The sequence below is a fragment of the Streptomyces sp. NPDC059534 genome (assembly GCF_042743475.1).
Classification (GTDB): domain Bacteria; phylum Actinomycetota; class Actinomycetes; order Streptomycetales; family Streptomycetaceae; genus Streptomyces.
Genome location: NZ_JBHWAQ010000004.1, coordinates 277,963 through 294,511, shown reverse-complemented (window position 1 = coordinate 294,511; position 16,549 = coordinate 277,963). Strand labels below are relative to the sequence as shown.

The following is a 16,549-nucleotide window of genomic DNA, read 5'->3' as shown; positions in this document are numbered from 1 at the left end:
CGGTGATTCCGCCGGACGGACTTCTCTTGACGGTTCTCCGTGGCCCCACCTACATTGCTTCCGTATAGCAGAACAGTATTTCCGCATTACGGAAACAGGCCGCGAGGGGCTCCCCAGCCGCGACGCGCGCCCGCATCCGACCGGCCGAAGCAGGAGCACTCCCATGCCTCGTATGACCGCCGCCGCAGCGGCCGTTGAGATCCTCAAGCGCGAAGGCGTCACCCAGGCGTTCGGCGTCCCCGGCGCGGCGATCAACCCCTTCTACCGCGAGCTCAAGAACGTGGGCGGTGTCGGCCACACGCTCGCCCGTCACGTCGAGGGCGCGTCCCACATGGCCGAGGGCTACACCCGTGCCAAGGCCGGCAACATCGGTGTCTGCATCGGTACTTCCGGCCCCGCCGGCACCGACATGATCACCGGCCTGTACTCGGCGATCGCGGACTCCATCCCGATCCTCTGCATCACCGGCCAGGCCCCGGTCTCGAAGCTCCACAAGGAGGACTTCCAGGCCGTCGACATCGCCAGCATCGCCAAGCCGGTGACCAAGGCCGCGACGACCGTCCTGGAGGCCGCGCAGGTCCCCGGCGTCTTCCAGCAGGCGTTCCACCTGATGCGCTCCGGCCGTCCCGGCCCGGTCCTCATCGACCTCCCGATCGACGTCCAGCTGACCGAGATCGAGTTCGACCCGGAGACCTACGAGCCGCTGCCGGTCTACCAGCCGCGGGCCACCCGCGCGCAGGCCGCGAAGGCGCTGAGCTTCCTCCTGGAGTCGGAGCGCCCGCTGATCGTCGCCGGCGGCGGCATCATCAACGCCGACGCCACCGACCTGCTCGTCGAGTTCGCCGAGCTGACCGGCATCCCGGTCATCTCCACCCTGATGGGCTGGGGCACCATCCCGGACGACCACGAGCTCGCGGCCGGCATGGTCGGCGTCCAGACCGCGCACCGCTACGGCAACGCGACCTTCCTGGAGTCGGACTTCGTCCTCGGCATCGGCAACCGCTGGGCCAACCGCCACACGGGCTACAACCTGGAGGCGTACACCAAGGGCCGGAAGTTCGTCCACGTCGACATCGAGCCCACCCAGCTCGGCAAGATCTTCGCCCCCGACTACGGCATCGCCTCCGACGCCAAGGCCGCGCTCGGGCTCTTCGTCGAGATCGCCAAGGAGCTGAAGGCTTCCGGCACGCTGCCGGACTTCTCCGCCTGGGCCGCCTCCGCGCAGGAGCGCAAGGCGACCCTCCAGCGTCGCACGCACTTCGACAACATCCCGATGAAGCCGCAGCGCGTCTACGAGGAGATGAACCGGGCCTTCGGTCCGGACACCCGCTACGTCACCACCATTGGCCTCTCCCAGATCGCGGCCGCGCAGTTCCTGCACGTCTACAAGCCGCGCCACTGGATCAACTGCGGCCAGGCCGGCCCGCTCGGCTGGACCATCCCGGCCGCGATCGGTGCCGCCACGGCCGACCCGGAGACCCCGGTCGTCGCGCTCTCCGGCGACTACGACTTCCAGTTCATGATCGAGGAGCTGGCGGTCGCCGCCCAGCACAAGGTCCCCTACGTCCACGTCCTCGTGAACAACGCCTACCTCGGTCTGATCCGTCAGGCGCAGGGCGGTCTGGGGATCAACTTCGAGGTCAACCTCGAGTTCGAGAACATCAACACCCCGGAGATCGGCGTCTACGGCGTCGACCACGTCAAGGTCGCCGAGGGTCTGGGCGTCAAGGCCATCCGCGTCACCGACCCGGACAAGCTGGGCGAGGCGCTGGAGGAGGCCAAGAAGCTGGCCGTCGAGCACCAGGTCCCGGTCGTCGTCGAGGCCATCCTGGAGCGCATCACCAACATCGCGATGAGCAAGACGGTCGACATGAGCGACGTCACCGAGTTCGAGGAGCTCGCGACCGAGCCCGGCCACGCGCCGACCGCCATCAAGGCCCTCGCGGTCTGATCGCGGAAGCCGCACCACGGCCCCCGTCCCGAAGAGCACCGGGACGGGGGCCGTCCCGTGCCCGGAACCACCCGGCACCGGCCGGCAGCCCGGCACCACCCGCCACCGGCCGGCAGCCCGGCACCACCCGCCACCGGCCGGCAGCCCGGCACCACCCGCCACCACCCGGCAGCCCGGCACCACCCGCCACCACCCGGCAGCCCGGCACCACCCGGCACCGCCCCGGCGCCTCCCTCAGTCCCCGCCCGGCGCCCGTACCAGCACGGAACCCGCCTCCGTCCGCTCGTACAGCACCGAGCGGCCGGCCCGCCCCCGGCGTACGAGACCGGCATCGAGCAGCACCTTGAGGTGGCGGCCCACGGAGCCGAGGCCCTGGCCGGTGAGGGCCACCAACTGGCTGGTGGACCGGGGGGTTTCGAGGCGTACGAGGACGCCGGCGCGTGCCGTCCCGAGGAGCGCGCCGAGTGCCTCCGGGACGACCGGCCCCGACGCGTCGGCCAGGACGCCCGCGCACGGGTACACGACGGCGAAGCGGTCCGTGCCCTCCCAGGAGACCCACCCGGTGCTCGCGGTCACCGGGACGAACAGCAGACGGCCGCCGTCGACCGAACGCGGCGGGTACGCGCGGGTGCTGATCTGGAGGCGGCCCTCGCCGAGCCAGCGCGTCTTGCCCGGACACAGCTCGTCGAGCGCGGCGGCCCAGCCGCCCCGGCTCAACTGGGCCGTCCGGGCCGTCATATCGGCTTCGAGGACCCGGCGCCGCCGCGGCCAGTCCGGCAGAACGGTCTCCCGCCACACCCACGTCAGGACCCCGGCCATCCGTTCCGGCAGATCGCGGGCCGAGCGCAGCGGCTCAGGTACGGGACGGCCGAGCGAGACGGCCAACTGCGCCACGGCGTCGGCCGGATCGACGGCGCGCACGGCCTCGACCTCCTCCGTGAAGGACCGTTCGCCCTCGCCCAGTGGCGTCGGTGTGAGGAAGTCCGCGTTCCAGGTGCGTCCGAGGGCGGCCCGGACGAGCAGGGCGTCGAGCGGGTCGGCGGCGAGACGCTCCCGGTAGGCGGGGAGCCGGTCGGCCAGCCAGGCCCGCTCGCCGGGGTGCGTCCCCGTCGCCGCGTGCAGGATCTTCAGCGCCGCGATGGCCTCGGCGAGCGGTGAGACGACGAACCGCCCGCCCGCGAGCGCGTCCGTGCCGATCCGCCACCAGCCCACGCCGTCACCTCAGTCCGTGGTTTCGCCTCCGCGCGAAACAGTACCGACGGTGCCGGGCGTCTTCCAGGCTCCTCGCATGTCCCGCTACCGCGCGCTCTTCCGTATCCCCGGGTTCACCCCGCTCTTCTTCACCGGCTCCGCCCAGATCGCCGCCCAGACGGTGGCCGGGCTCGGCCTCGCCACCCTGGTGTTCCAGGCGACCGGCTCGCCGTTCCTCTCCGCGCTCGCGCTCTTCGGCCCGTCGCTCGCCCAGCTCCTCGGCGCGACCACGCTGCTCTCGGCGGCCGACCGGCTCCCGCCGCGTGCCGCGCTCGCCGGCATCGCCCTGTTCTTCGCCCTGTGCACCACGGTCCTGGCGGTCCCCGCGCTCCCCACCTGGGCGGTGTTCGCGGTCCTCCTCGTCCAGGGGCTCGCGGCGTCGCTGGGCGGCGGGGTGCGGTACGGGCTCCTCAACGAGATCCTCCCGCGCGGGGAGTACCTCCTGGGCCGCTCGGTGACGAACATGTCCTCCGGGGTCTGCCAGATCGCCGGCTTCGCGTCCGGCGGACTCCTGGTCGCCCTGATCTCCCCGCGCGGCGCGGTCCTCGTCGGCGCCGGGCTCCACCTCGCCGCGGCCCTGTGCGCCCGCCTCGGCCTCGCGCCCCGGCCGCCCCGCGCCGCCGGGCGGCCCTCGATCGCGGAGACCCGGCGCAGCAACGCGCTCCTGTGGTCCTCGCCCGCCCGGCGCCGCTGCTACCTCGCCCTCTGGGTGCCCAACGGGCTGATCGTCGGCTGCGAGTCGCTCTTCGTGCCGTACGCTCCCGGGAACGCCGGGCTGCTCTTCGCCTGCGGCGCGCTCGGGATGCTCGCCGGGGACACCGCCGTCGGCCGCTTCGTACCGGCGCGGCTGCGCGACCGGATCCGTTTCCCGCTCCAGGCGCTGCTGGCGGCCCCGTTCCTGCTCTTCGCCGTCGATCCCGGGCTGCCGCTCGCGGTCGCCGCCGTCACCGTGTCCGCGGTCGGGTACGGGGCGAGCCTGCTGCACCAGGAACGGCTGATGGAGCTGGTGCCCGAGGATCTGGGCGGCCACGCCCTGGGACTGCACGCCTCGGGCATGCTCGCGCTCCAGGGCGTGAGCGCGGCCCTGGCCGGCACGCTCGCCCAGTACACCTCGCCACGCACGGCGATGGTGATCCTCGCCGTCGCCTCGCTCACCGTGACCCTCCACCTCGCGCGCGCCGACCGGGGAACGCGCCCCGGCGCGCACCCCGGGGCGCCTGCCGGGACGCCGCCTGGCGGGGTGCCGGCGAGCGGAGCACGACGGTCTCCTCGCACGCGCCGTCGGCGAACGCCTTGAGCGCCTCCACCTCGTCCTTGCCGGCGGACAGCCCCCAGCGCAGCGTGGTGGCCACCCACTCGCCGACGTGACGGCAGTCTCCGCACAAACGATGCGCTCCACGGCCCCGCACACAGAAGAAGAGCGTGGAACCAGGGACCGTAAACCTGGTTCCACGCTCTCCCGCTTGATGACCGCCCGACGGCACGAGGCTGGCGCGACAGGACGTTCGCGCCGCCGGGCGGAGTCTGTGGGCCCCGTCAGGGGGCTGGGCGTTGGGACCGCGGCGGTGCCGACGGGCGCCCCGGCCGTCTCCTTCTTTCAGGTCAAGAAGGAGGGCCGGGCACCCTTACCACCGCACTGGCTCGGCGCCGCCGCGGTCCTCACGCTTGTCCGGTCCGCCGACCACCCCTCATCCGGGCCGGCGATCCGGACCGCGTACGGCACTGACCTCCCGTCAGGCGCCGTACGCAGTCTGGTTACTGCGGTGCGGTCAGTCCTCGCGCAGGGCGCGGACCGCCTCCGCCACGCGCTTGCCGTAGTCCGCGTCGGCGGCGGCGAAGTGCGCGAGGTTCTTCTCGATGACGTCCTCACGGGACACCTGGGACAGACCGCCGGCGATGTTGGCGACCAGACGGCCCTTCTCGTCCTCGGACATCAGGCGGTAGAGCTCACCGGCCTGGAAGAAGTCGTCGTCCTTGGTGTGCTGCGGTGCCTCGTGGGTGCCGGTCCAGCCGTGGATCGCGAGCGGCGCGGAGAGCGCGGCGTCGGTCTGGGCCGGGCCCTGGTACGAGTTGGGCTCGTAGTTCTTCTCGTGGCGCGAACCGTTGCGGGTGGCCATGAAGCCGTCCCGGCCGTAGTTCTGGGCCGTGGTCGCCTTGGGGGCGTTCACCGGCAGCAGGGTGTGGTTCACACCGAGGCGGTAGCGGTGGGCGTCCGCGTAGGCGAAGAGGCGGCCCTGGAGCATCTTGTCCGGCGAGGGGCCGATGCCCGGGACGAAGTTGTTCGGCGAGAAGGCGGCCTGCTCGACCTCGGCGAAGACGTTCTCCGGGTTGCGGTCGAGGACCAGACGGCCCACGCGCTGCAGTGGGTAGTCGCTGTGCGGCCACACCTTGGTGAGGTCGAACGGGTTGAAGCGGTACTCGGCGGCCTCGGCGGCCGGCATGACCTGGACGTACAGGGTCCACGAGGGGTTCACACCGCGCTCGATCGCCTGGAGCAGGTCGGTCTGGTGAGAGTTCGCGTCCTTGCCGACGAGCTCGGCGGCCTGGTCGGCGGCGAGGCTGCGGATGCCCTGGTTCGTCTTGAAGTGGTACTTGACGAAGAACGCCTCGCCCGCCTCGTTGGTCCACTGGTAGGTGTGCGAGCCGTAGCCGTTCATGTGACGGTACGAGGCCGGGATGCCGCGGTCGCCCATGAGCCAGGTGATCTGGTGGGTGGCCTCGGGGGCGTGCGCCCAGAAGTCCCAGACGTTGTCCGCCTCCTGCTTGCCCGTGAAGGGGTCGCGCTTCTGGGAGTGGATGAAGTCGGGGAACTTGATCGGGTCCTTGATGAAGAACACCGGGGTGTTGTTGCCGACGAGGTCGTAGTTGCCCTCTTCGGTGTAGAACTTCAGGGCGAAGCCGCGGGGGTCGCGGACCGCGTCCGCGCCGCCGAGCGAGTCGGCCACGGTGGAGAACCGGATGAACGTCTCGGTCTTCTTGCCGACCCCGGAGAGGAACGCGGCCTTCGTGAAGCCGGTGACGTCGTCGGTGACCTCGAAGAAGCCGTACGCGCCGGAACCGCGGGCGTGCACCACGCGCTCCGGGATCCGCTCACGGTTGAAGCGCGCGAGCTTCTCCAGCAGGTGCTGGTCCTGGAGGAGGATCGGGCCACCGACGCCGGCGGTGGCGGAGTTCTGGTTGTCGGCGACGGGGGCGCCGGACTCGGTCGTAAGCACGCGCTTCGACATCGTGACCTTCCGTACGGGAGCTCTGCTGACGGTCCGAGGAGCGTAAATTCGGCTCGAACGTAACGTCAACAGTTTGTTGAAAAGGAAGTGTGGTGTTCCGGTCGGCGGCGACGCCTTGGGCGCGACAGGACAGGTGTCAGCGCCGCCGCCGACCGGAATTCAGGGGCCCCTGTGACGGGGCGGGTGGGTCAGACCTGCCGGCCGGAGAGGCGCTCCACGGCGCGCAGCAGGGCCGAGTGGTCCAGGCCGCCGTCACCCTGCGCACGCAGGGAGGCGACGAGCTGGGCGACGACACCGCCGACCGGGAGGGCCGCGCCGACGTTGCGGGCGGCGTCGGTGACGATGCCCATGTCCTTGTGGTGCAGGTCGATCCGGAAGCCGGGCTTGAAGTCCCGGTTCAGGAAGTTGTCCTTCTTGCGGGTCAGGACCGTGGAGCCGGCCAGACCGCCGTTGAGGACGTCCAGGGCGGCCTGGAGGTTCACGCCGGACTTCTCGAGGAAGACGACGGCCTCGGCGCACGCCTGGATGTTGACCGCGACGATCAGCTGGTTGGCGGCCTTCACCGTCTGGCCGGAGCCGTGCGGGCCGCAGAGCACGATGGTCTTGCCGAGGGCCTCCAGGATCGGCAGGGCCTCGTCGAAGTCCGCCTGCTCGCCGCCGACCATGATTGAGAGCACGGCCTCGATCGCGCCGGCCTCGCCGCCGGACACCGGGGCGTCGATGACGCGGATGCCCTTCGCGGCGGCGTTCCTGGCGAGGTCGACCGAGGTCTGCGGGGTGATCGACGACATGTCGACGATCAGCGCGCCCTGCCGGGCGTTCTCCAGGATGCCCTCGGGGCCGTAGGAGATGGCCTCGACCTGCGGGGAGGCGGGCACCATCGTGATGATGACGTCGGCGTCCTTGACGGCCTCGGCGATCGAGCCGGCGACGCTGCCGCCGGCCTTGGCGAGCCGGTCCAGCTTGTCCTGCTCCAGGGTGAAGCCGGTGACCGAGTAGCCGGCCTTCAGCAGGTTCTCGGACATGGGGGAGCCCATGATGCCGAGACCGATCCAGGCGATCTTGGGGAGGTTGCTCATGAGGGTGCCTCTCGAAACAAGGTGATACGGGGAGGGTGCCTGCGTCAGCGAGCCGGGCGGGCCTCTGCGGGCAGCCACTCGAAGGACGCGGCGGCGTCGGCGGCCTTGTACTCCAGGCCGATCCAGCCGTCGTAGCCGGCCTTCCTCAGCTGGTCGAGGAGCTGTTCGAGCGGCAGGTCGCCGGTGCCCGGCGCGCCGCGGCCCGGGTTGTCCGCGATCTGGACGTGGCCGGTCTTGGCGGCGTACTCCGCGATGACCTGGCCGACGTCCTCGCCGTTCATCGACAGGTGGTAGATGTCGAGGAGGAACTTGGCGTTGCCCAGCCCGGTGGCGGCGTTGACCTTGTCGACGACCTCGATCGCGGAGGGGGCGCTCACCAGGGGGTAGAGCGGCGACTCCGGCTTGTTCAGGGTCTCGACGAGGAGGATCGCGCCGATCCGGTCGGCCGCACGGGCGGCCAGGACCAGGTTCTCCAGGGCGAGGGTGTCCTGGATCTGCGGGTCGACGCCCTCGACGCGGTTGCCGTAGAGCGCGTTGAGCGCCTTGCAGCCGACCGAGGCGGCGAAGTCGGCGGCCACCTCGATGTTGGCGCGGAAGCGGTCCGACTCTTCCCCGGGTACGGAGAGTGCTCCGCGGTCCGGGCCGGGGAGCTGCCCGGCGTAGAAGTTCAGGCCCACCAGCTGGGTGCCGGCGTCCTCAAGGGCTTTCCCGAGGGCGTCGAGCTCGCTCTGCTCGGGGGTGGCGGTGTCGATCCAGGGCCACCACAGCTCGACCGCGGTGAAGCCGGCCGCGGCGGCGGCCGCGGGGCGCTCCAGGAGCGGGAGTTCCGTGAAGAGGATCGACAGGTTCACATCGAAGCGCTGGTCCGTGCCTGCGCCTACTGAGAAGCGGGCCATGAGGGGCGGCGCTCCTTCCGTATCGCGGAAGTAAGTTTCTGTCTGACGGAATGTTGCAAGGGGGTTGCCTCACTTGTCAAGAGGTCCCCGCAGGTCCGGGGCTCCCGTCGGCCGGATCGGGGCCGTAGTTTGGGGTCATGGTGCGTTTGAGAGTGGAGTTCACGACCGAGCCGTTCGACCTCGACGAGGCGCCGGCGCACGCGGTCGTGGCCCGTGAGGTCATCCAGTCGGCCGAACTGGACGCGGTCGACGTCGGCCCCTTCGGCAACACGGCGGAAGGCGGCGCCGACGCGGTGCTCACCGCGGTCGACTCGCTGCTGCGCAAGTCGCTCGCGGCGGGCGCCACCCGCGTCTCGCTCCAGGTCAACGTGATCGGGGAGGGCGAGAAGTGAGCGAGCACCCCTTGGTCGCGGCCGTGAAGCCCCTGGTGGACGCCATGGGCGCCGAGCTGCTGGTCCCCGCGCAGGCGGAGGCCGACGACGTCGTGCTGGCCTGGGAGGGGGAGGACGTCCTCGCCGTACGGCTGCCGCAGCTGTCCGAATCCCTGGACCACATCCTGGCGGCGATGGAGCGGCGGCACGGGATGCCGCTGGCCGAACTCGACCGCAAGGCGAAGCAGGAGGCGGTCCGCCTGCTGGAGGCGCGCGGCGCCTTCTCGGTACGCCATGGGGTGGAGACGGTCGCCGGGGCACTGGGTGTCAGCCGGTTCACCGTGTACAACTACCTCAACAGGGAGACCGCCCTGAACAGGGAAAAGGCCGCCAAGAGCGACTAGTTGATCATGTGTGGCCAGAAGCCGTCGTCCGGATGTCGGGACGACGGCTTCTGTGTGGCCGAGTTTTCAACAAAGTGTTGACGTTGTGTTGCGGAGGGCGTTAGCTATCCGCAGCCCGTCCGACGCACAGCGAAAAACAGCCACGGAGGCTTCCCGTGACTTCAGGTACGACACCGGGCCTCACCCGGTTCAACGCCTCGGCGGACAGCGAGGCCCTCGCCTCGCTCCACGAGGTGTGCTCCAGTTCGGCGTGGGGGAGCAAGCTCCTCGCCCAGCGCCCGTACGCCACCGCCGAAGCCCTCTTCCTCGCCGGCGACGCCGCCATGGCCGAACTGACCGCCGATGACTTGGCCGACGCGATGGCGGGCCACCCGCCGATCGGTCGTCCGAAGGAAGGGGACCCGACCTCCTCCCGCGAGCAGAGCGGGATGGCCGGCGCCTCCGCGGAGCTCAAGGCCGAGATGCTCGAACTCAACCTGGCCTACCAGGACAAGTTCGGTCATGTCTTCCTCATCTGCGCCACCGGCAGGACCGGCGAGCAGATGCGCGACGCGGTCCGCGAGCGGATCGGAAACACGCCCGAGGCGGAGCGGGAGATCGTCCGCACCGAACTGGGCAAGATCAACCGCATCCGGCTGACCCGTCTCGTCGAGACCTCCGAGGAAGAGAGCTCCGCATGAGCACCGACACCACCGCCTCGGTGTCCACCCACATCCTGGACACCAGCATCGGCCGCCCGGCCGAGGGCGTCGCCATCACGCTCGCGGCCCGCAGCGGCTCCGGCGCGGAATGGGTCACGCTCGGCGGCTCCGCCACCGACGCGGACGGGCGCTGCAAGGACCTGCCGGCGCTGCCGGAAGAAACCACCCACGTGCGTCTCGACTTCGAGACCGAGACGTACTTCGCAAAGAAGCAAGCCGAGGCGCAGCAGGACGCCCCCCGCGTAAGGGACAGCGGTGCGTTCTTCCCGGAGGTGGCGATCACGTTCGCCGTCACGCCGGGCGAGCACTATCACGTACCGCTGCTGCTCAACCCGTTCGGCTACTCCGTTTACCGAGGGAGCTAGCAGACATGCCCACGATTCTCGGCCAGAACCAGTACGGCAAAGCAGAGAACCGCGTCGTCAAGATCACGCGGGACGGCGCCACCCACCACATCAAGGACCTGAACGTCTCCGTCGCCCTCTCCGGCGACCTCGACGACGTCCACCTCACCGGCTCCAACGCCCACTGCCTCCCCACCGACACGACGAAGAACACCGTCTTCGCGTTCGCCAAGGAGTACGGCATCGAGTCCGCCGAGCAGTTCGGCATCCACCTCGCCCGCCACTTCGTGACGAGCCAGGAGCCGATCAAGCAGGCGCGCATCCGGATCGAGGAGTACTCCTGGGAGCGCATCGCCTCCTCGGACGCCAACTCCAAGTTCATCGGCGCCGACGAGGTCAACCACTCCTTCGTCCGCAAGGGCCAGGAGACCCGCGTCACCCAGATCACCTACGACGGCGAGAAGTGGGAGGTCATCTCCGGCCTCAAGGACCTCGTCGTCATGAACTCCACCAACTCGGAGTTCTGGGGCTACATCAAGGACCAGTACACCACCCTCCAGGAGGCGTACGACCGCATCCTGGCCACCCAGGTGTCCGGCCGCTGGCGCTTCAACTGGACCGACGACGACCAGCGCATGCCCAACTGGGAGCGGTCCTACGAGCAGACCAGGAAGCACATGCTCGAGGCGTTCTCGGAGACGTACTCGTACTCCCTCCAGCAGACGCTTTACCAGATGGCCACGCGCATCATCAACCACCGCTCGGAGATCGACGAAGTCCGCTTCTCGCTCCCGAACAAGCACCACTTCCTGGTCGACCTCGAGCCCTTCGGCCTCAAGAACGACAACGAGGTCTACTACGCCGCCGACCGCATGTACGGCCTCATCGAGGCCACCGTCCTCCGCGACGGAGCCACGGCGCAGATCCCGGTCGACATGACCAACCTCTAAGCGGCATCTGAGTGACCGGTCCCCGCCCGCCCGCAGTCGGGCGGGGACCGCACCAGACCGGAGGGAATCTCATGGCACAGCCCGCACAGGGGCCGGCACACGCCGAAGGCCCGTGTTCCACCCCGTCGGACACCACCCACCAGGTCCATCCGGTGGACGAAAAGCTCCCCGCCTCGCGGCTCGTCCCTGCGGCACTCCAGCACATCGCCGCCATGTACGCGGGCGTCGTCACCCCTCCGCTGATCATCGGCCAGGCGGTCGGCCTGGACGCCGCCGGAATGACCCGGCTCATCGCGGCAAGCCTGCTCATCGCCGGCTGCGCCACCATCCTGCAGACCCTCGGCATCCGACGCTTCGCCGGCAACCGCCTCCCGTTCGTCAACGCCGCCTCGTCCGCCGGCATCGCCCCGATGCTCGCCATCGCCGAGACCAGCGCCCCCGGACACCAACTCCCCGCCATCTACGGCGCGGTGATGGTCGCCGGAGTCTTCTGTCTCGCCGTCGGACCCTTCTTCGGCAAGCTCCTGCGCTTCTTCCCGCCGCTCGTCACCGGCGTCGTCATCACCCTCATCGGGGTCACCCTGATGCCCGTGCCCGTCGGCTGGGCCCAGGGCGGCGACCGGACCGCGGCCGACTTCGGCGCCATGAAGTACCTGGCCCTCGCCGGCTTCACGCTCGTCGTCATCCTGCTCTTCCAGCGCTTCGGCAAGGGCTTCGTCAAGCAGATCGCCCTGCTGCTCGGCCTGTTCATCGGCACCCTCGCCGCGATCCCCTTCGGCATGGCGGACTTCAGCGCGCTGCGCGAGGCGCCCGTCGCGGCCCTCCCCGCGCCCTTCGCCTTCGGCGCCCCCGAGTTCCAGCCCGCCGCGATCCTCTCCCTCTGCATCGTCATGCTGGTCCTGATGACCGAGTCCAGTGCCGGCATGCTCGCCCTCGGCGAGATCTGCGAACGCCCCAGCGACGGCCGGACCATCACCCGCGGCCTGCGCACCGACGGCATCGCCACCCTGCTCGGACCCGTCTTCGGCGGCTTCCCGACCTCGGCCTTCGCCCAGAACGTCGGCGTCGTCTCGCTCACCCGGGTCCGCTCCCGGTACGTCGTCGCCGTCGCCGGCGGCGCCCTGATCGTCCTCGGCGCCTTCCCGGTCCTCGGCGCGGTCGTCTCCATGGTCCCGATGCCCGTCCTCGGCGGCGCCGGCATCGTCCTCTTCGGCTCGATCGCGGTCAGCGGCATCCGCACCCTGTCGGAAGCCGGACTCGACGACAGCTCCAACATCATCCTGGTGGCCGTCGCGCTCGGAGCGGGCATCATCCCGCTCGCCGCTCCCACCTTCTACGCCGGCTTCCCGGCCTGGGCGCAGACCGTGCTCGGCTCCGGCATCAGCGCGGGCGCGCTCGTCGCGGTCCTGCTCAACCTGTTCTTCCACCACCTCGGCACCCGGAGCCGTCACACCGCTCCGGCACTCAAATCCTCCTAGGGTCCTGCCGTGCCCACACCACCACAGAGGAATGAAGGAACCACCGCCATGGCAGCACCTTCGGCAGCCCAGCGCATCGTCATCGAGAACGCGGCGATCGCGACCGTCGACGCGCACGACACCGAGTACGCCTCCGGCCATCTCGTCGTCGCCGACAACCGGATCGAGTCCATCGGCGCCGGCAAGGCGCCCGAGGGCCTGCAGAACGTGGTCCGCCGGATCGACGCCACCGGTCACCTGGTGACGCCCGGTCTGGTCAACACCCACCACCACTTCTACCAGTGGATCACCCGGGGCCTGGCCACCGACCACAACCTCTTCAACTGGCTGGTCGCGCTCTACCCGACCTGGTCCCGGATCGACGAGTCGATGGTCCGCGTCGCCGCGCAGGGCTCCCTGGCGATGATGGCCCGCGGCGGTGTCACCACGGCCATGGACCACCACTACGTCTACCCGAAGAACTCCGGCGACCTGTCCGGTGCCATCATCGGCGCCGCCTCCGACATGGGCGTCCGCTTCACCCTCGCCCGCGGCTCGATGGACATGAGCGAGAAGGACGGCTTCCTGCCGCCGGACTTCGCGGTCGAGACCACCGAGGGCGCGCTCGCCGCGACCGAGGAGACGGTCAGGAAGTTCCACGACGCCTCCTTCGACGCGATGACCCAGGTCGCCGTCGCCCCCTGCTCCCCGTTCTCCATCTCGACCCAGCTGCTCAAGCAGGGTGCCGAGCTGGCCCGCCGCCTCGGGGTGCGCATGCACACCCACGGCTCGGAGACCGTGGAGGAGGAGAAGTTCTGCCACGAGCTGTTCGGCATGGGCCCGACGGACTACTTCGAGTCCACCGGCTTCCTCGGCGAGGACGTGTGGATGGCGCACTGCGTCCACATGAACGACTCCGACATCGCCGCCTTCGCCCGCACCGGCACGGGCGTGGCCCACTGCCCGTCCTCCAACGCGCGCCTCGCCGCCGGCATCGCCCGCGTACCGGACATGCTCAAGGCGGGCGTCCCGGTCGGCCTCGGTGTCGACGGCACCGCCTCCAACGAGTCCGGCGAGCTCCACACCGAGCTGCGCAACGCGCTCCTCATCAACCGCCTCGGCGCCCACCGCGAGGCCGCGCTCAACGCCCGCCAGGCCCTGCGCCTCGGCACCTACGGCGGCGCGCAGGTCCTCGGCCGCGCCGACAACATCGGCTCCCTCGAAGCCGGCAAGCTCGCCGACTTCGTCCTCTGGAAGATCGACGGCCTCGGCCACTCCTCGATCGCCGACCCGGTCACCGCCGTCGTCTTCGGCGCCGCGGCCCCGGTCACCGCCTCCTTCGTCAACGGCCGGCAGATCGTCGAGAACAACCGACTGCTGTTCGCCGACGAGGAGCAGATCGCGCGCGACGCGCGCGCGGAGGCCCAGCGCCTGGCCCGCATCACGGCCCAGAGCTGATCCTCCCCACGGAGTCCGACCGAGGGGGACGGCCCTCGGTCGGTCGCCGCGGACCCGAGCGGGGTCCGCGGCAGCCGCACCGGGCGGTGCCGTACGCAGAAGACGTACGGCACCCCCGGGACGGTGAAACGTGTCCCGCACCCCCACCGGGCACCCGTCCCCGCGCCGCCCTCTCCGCGCGCACCCCGCCCCACCCCGCAACGAGCCGCACCTCCTGCACTTCGCACCGCATCGCACCACCTCCCTGAACCCCGCGTCACCGCCGACGTGTAACCGACCGGAGGAACCGCCGTGGCCGCCAAGCCCCAGGTTCGCAATGCACCAGACGCAGGCCCCGCCCCCGAAGACCGCGAGAAGCATCCGGTCGACGAGACGCTGCCCCCACTCAAGATGCTCACCAGCGGCCTCCAGCACGTCGCCGCCATGTACGCGGGCGTCGTCGCCCCGCCCCTGATCGTCGGAGCGGCCGTCGGCCTCTCCGGCACCGAACTCACCTTCCTCACCGGCGCGAGCCTCTTCACCGCCGGCCTCGCCACCTTCCTCCAGACCCTCGGCGTCTGGAAGATCGGCGCCAAGCTGCCGTTCGTCAACGGCGTCACCTTCGCCGGCGTCGCACCGATGCTCGCGATCGTCGACACCACCGAGAACAAGGCCGACGCCCTCCCCGTCATCTTCGGCGCGATCATCGTCGCCGGACTCCTCGGCTTCCTCGCCGCACCCTGGTTCTCCCGGCTCGTGCGGTTCTTCCCGCCGGTCGTCACCGGCACCGTGATCACCCTCATCGGCGTCTCCCTCCTCCCGGTCGCCTTCGGCTGGGCCCAGGGGCCCAACCCCAGGGCCGAGGACTACGGTTCGACGACCTACCTCTCCCTCGCCGGCATCACGCTCGTCGTGGTCCTGCTGCTGCGCCGCTTCACCCGCGGCTTCGTCAAGCAGATCGCCGTCCTCGTCGGCCTCGTCATCGGCACCCTCATAGCCATCCCGTTCGGCGTCACCGACTTCGCCCCGGTGACCGAGGCGGACATCGTCGGCTTCCCCTCGCCGTTCCACTTCGGCGCCCCCCAGTTCGCCCTCGCCGCGATCATCTCCATGTGCGTGGTCATGCTGGTCTCCATGACCGAGTCGACCGCCGACATGCTGGCGCTCGGCGAGATCGTCGACCGGCCCGCCGACGAGAGGACCATCGCGGCCGGACTGCGCGCCGACACCCTCGGCTCGGCGCTCAGCCCGCTGTTCAACGGCTTCATGTGCAGCGCCTTCGCCCAGAACATCGGCCTGGTCGCCATGACCAGGATCCGCAGCCGCTTCGTCGTCGCCTGCGGTGGCGGTTTCCTGGTCCTGATGGGCCTCTCCCCGGTCGCCGCCTCGCTGATCTCCGTCGTGCCCCGGCCCGTCCTCGGCGGCGCGGGCGTCGTCCTCTTCGGCTCGGTCGCCGCCAGCGGCATCCAGACCCTGGTCAAGGCCGGTCTGGAGAAGGACAACAACGTGCTGATCGTGGCCGTCTCGCTGGCCGTCGGCATCATCCCGATCACCAAGCCGGACTTCTACCACGCCTTCCCGGAGACCGCCCAGATCATCCTGGACTCCGGCATCTCCACCGGCTGCGTCGCGGCCGTCCTGCTCAACGTGGTCTTCAACCACCTGGGCCGGCGGCAGGACGACGACGACGTCACCGCTCCCATGGAGCCGGGCGACGAGATCTCCGGCAGCCGCACGGCGAAGGCGGCGCACGCCCACTGAACCCGCTCCTCGCCCCACCGCACGCCCCGGTCCCCGCGCACGCCGCGGGGCCCGGGGCCGTGGTGCTGATCAACCCCAACACCTCCACCGCCACCACCGCGATGATGACCGCCATCGCCCGGCGGAGCCTCGGCCCCGCCCTCCCCGTCCGGGGCGTCACCGTCTCTCGCGGCCCCGGCATGCTCACCGACCCGGACGCCCTGCGCGCCGCCGCCCCCGAGGTCCTCGCCGCCGGCCGCCGCGCCGCCGCCGACGGCGGCTGCGCCGCGCTCCTCGTCGCCGCCTTCGGCGACCCGGGCGTCGAGGCGCTCCGCGAGGCCACCGGACTCCCCGTGGTGGGCCTGGGGGAGGCGGCCCTCAGGGAAGCCGCCGCCGACGGCTTCCCGTTCGGCATCGCCACCACCACCCCGCTCCTCGCCGACGCCATCACCGAGCGCGTCACCGCGCTCGGCCTCGCGGACCGGTACACCGGACTCCGGCTCACCGCCGGCGCCCCCGAACGCCTCTCCGCCGACCCGGCTCTCCTCCTCGACCGGCTCGAACGCGCGGTCCGCGCCTGCGCCGAACGCGACGGCGCCCGGTCCGTCGTCATCGGCGGCGGCCCGCTCGGCGAGGCCGCCGACGAACTCCGCGGCCGCTGCGCGATCCCCGTCATCGCCCCGATCCCGGCCGCCATCCGTGCGATCACCCGCCTGCTGACGGCCTGACGGCCCCGCAACG

15 protein-coding genes are annotated in these 16,549 nt (G+C 70.8%); 11 read left to right on the top strand and 4 right to left on the bottom strand.

Annotated elements, in window-relative coordinates; genetic code table 11:
• Positions 1-163 precede the first annotated feature (163 nt).
• The gene (gene gcl / locus ACFVZH_RS07315; protein WP_384894152.1) at positions 164-1,951 is read left to right on the top strand and encodes a glyoxylate carboligase; all 1,788 of its coding nucleotides are present in this window, start codon (positions 164-166) and stop codon (positions 1,949-1,951) included.
• Positions 1,952-2,185: 234 nt separating this feature from the next.
• On the opposite strand, the gene ACFVZH_RS07310 is transcribed toward gcl, so the two are convergent.
• On the bottom strand, positions 2,186-3,163 hold the full coding sequence (locus ACFVZH_RS07310) for an ArsR family transcriptional regulator (protein WP_384894150.1): 978 nt from the start codon (positions 3,161-3,163) through the stop codon (positions 2,186-2,188).
• A 76-nt stretch (positions 3,164-3,239) separates the two neighbouring features.
• Here ACFVZH_RS07310 and ACFVZH_RS07305 point away from each other — a divergent pair, with 76 nt between their 5' ends.
• Positions 3,240-4,499: an MFS transporter gene (locus ACFVZH_RS07305; protein WP_384894148.1), complete on the top strand. Its 1,260-nt coding sequence runs from the start codon at positions 3,240-3,242 to the stop codon at positions 4,497-4,499.
• Between the two features lie 472 nt (positions 4,500-4,971).
• Here the strand turns inward: ACFVZH_RS07305 and ACFVZH_RS07300 are convergent, their stop codons facing one another.
• The 3 genes from ACFVZH_RS07300 to ACFVZH_RS07290 all read right to left on the bottom strand — a co-directional run bounded on the left by ACFVZH_RS07300 (position 4,972) and on the right by ACFVZH_RS07290 (position 8,404).
• Positions 4,972-6,429, bottom strand: a complete 1,458-nt coding sequence (locus tag ACFVZH_RS07300) for a catalase (RefSeq protein ID WP_384894146.1) — start codon at positions 6,427-6,429, stop codon at positions 4,972-4,974.
• 188 nt (positions 6,430-6,617) lie between these two features.
• On the bottom strand, positions 6,618-7,508 hold the full coding sequence (locus tag ACFVZH_RS07295; RefSeq protein WP_384894144.1) for a 2-hydroxy-3-oxopropionate reductase: 891 nt from the start codon (positions 7,506-7,508) through the stop codon (positions 6,618-6,620).
• A gap of 44 nt (positions 7,509-7,552) precedes the next feature.
• Positions 7,553-8,404 (bottom strand): TIM barrel protein, encoded by an 852-nt coding sequence (locus ACFVZH_RS07290; protein ID WP_384894143.1) that lies wholly within the window; start codon positions 8,402-8,404, stop codon positions 7,553-7,555.
• Positions 8,405-8,544: 140 nt separating this feature from the next.
• On the opposite strand from ACFVZH_RS07290, the gene ACFVZH_RS07285 reads away from it, so the two are divergent.
• The 9 genes from ACFVZH_RS07285 (at position 8,545) to ACFVZH_RS07245 (ending at position 16,536) form a co-directional block, all read left to right on the top strand.
• Positions 8,545-8,796, top strand: a complete 252-nt coding sequence (locus ACFVZH_RS07285; protein ID WP_033204009.1) for a hypothetical protein — start codon at positions 8,545-8,547, stop codon at positions 8,794-8,796.
• 44 nt (positions 8,797-8,840) lie between these two features.
• Positions 8,841-9,179 (top strand): helix-turn-helix domain-containing protein, encoded by a 339-nt coding sequence (locus ACFVZH_RS07280; RefSeq protein ID WP_384894291.1) that lies wholly within the window; start codon positions 8,841-8,843, stop codon positions 9,177-9,179.
• A 155-nt stretch (positions 9,180-9,334) separates the two neighbouring features.
• Positions 9,335-9,859 carry a 2-oxo-4-hydroxy-4-carboxy-5-ureidoimidazoline decarboxylase gene (gene uraD / locus ACFVZH_RS07275; RefSeq protein WP_384894141.1) on the top strand — a complete coding sequence of 175 codons (525 nt, stop codon included), beginning with the start codon at positions 9,335-9,337 and terminating at the stop codon, positions 9,857-9,859.
• Complete coding sequence (uraH, locus tag ACFVZH_RS07270; protein WP_366309385.1) at positions 9,856-10,245, top strand: hydroxyisourate hydrolase; 390 nt, start codon at positions 9,856-9,858, stop codon at positions 10,243-10,245. Before uraD ends, uraH begins: the two co-directional genes overlap by 4 nt.
• Before the next feature lie 5 nt (positions 10,246-10,250).
• Positions 10,251-11,174, top strand: a complete 924-nt coding sequence (gene pucL / locus ACFVZH_RS07265; protein WP_384894139.1) for a factor-independent urate hydroxylase — start codon at positions 10,251-10,253, stop codon at positions 11,172-11,174.
• 71 nt (positions 11,175-11,245) lie between these two features.
• Positions 11,246-12,652, top strand: coding sequence for a nucleobase:cation symporter-2 family protein (locus ACFVZH_RS07260; RefSeq protein WP_384894137.1), 1,407 nt, complete (start codon positions 11,246-11,248; stop codon positions 12,650-12,652).
• Positions 12,653-12,700: 48 nt separating this feature from the next.
• On the top strand, positions 12,701-14,089 hold the full coding sequence (locus ACFVZH_RS07255) for an 8-oxoguanine deaminase (RefSeq protein WP_384894135.1): 1,389 nt from the start codon (positions 12,701-12,703) through the stop codon (positions 14,087-14,089).
• 291 nt (positions 14,090-14,380) lie between these two features.
• Entirely contained in the window at positions 14,381-15,829 is a 1,449-nt protein-coding gene (locus ACFVZH_RS07250; protein ID WP_384894133.1) for a nucleobase:cation symporter-2 family protein, read from the top strand.
• A 59-nt stretch (positions 15,830-15,888) separates the two neighbouring features.
• A complete protein-coding gene (locus tag ACFVZH_RS07245; RefSeq protein WP_384894131.1) occupies positions 15,889-16,536 on the top strand; it encodes an aspartate/glutamate racemase family protein in 648 nt (215 codons plus the stop codon).
• The last annotated feature ends 13 nt before the right edge of the window (positions 16,537-16,549 follow it).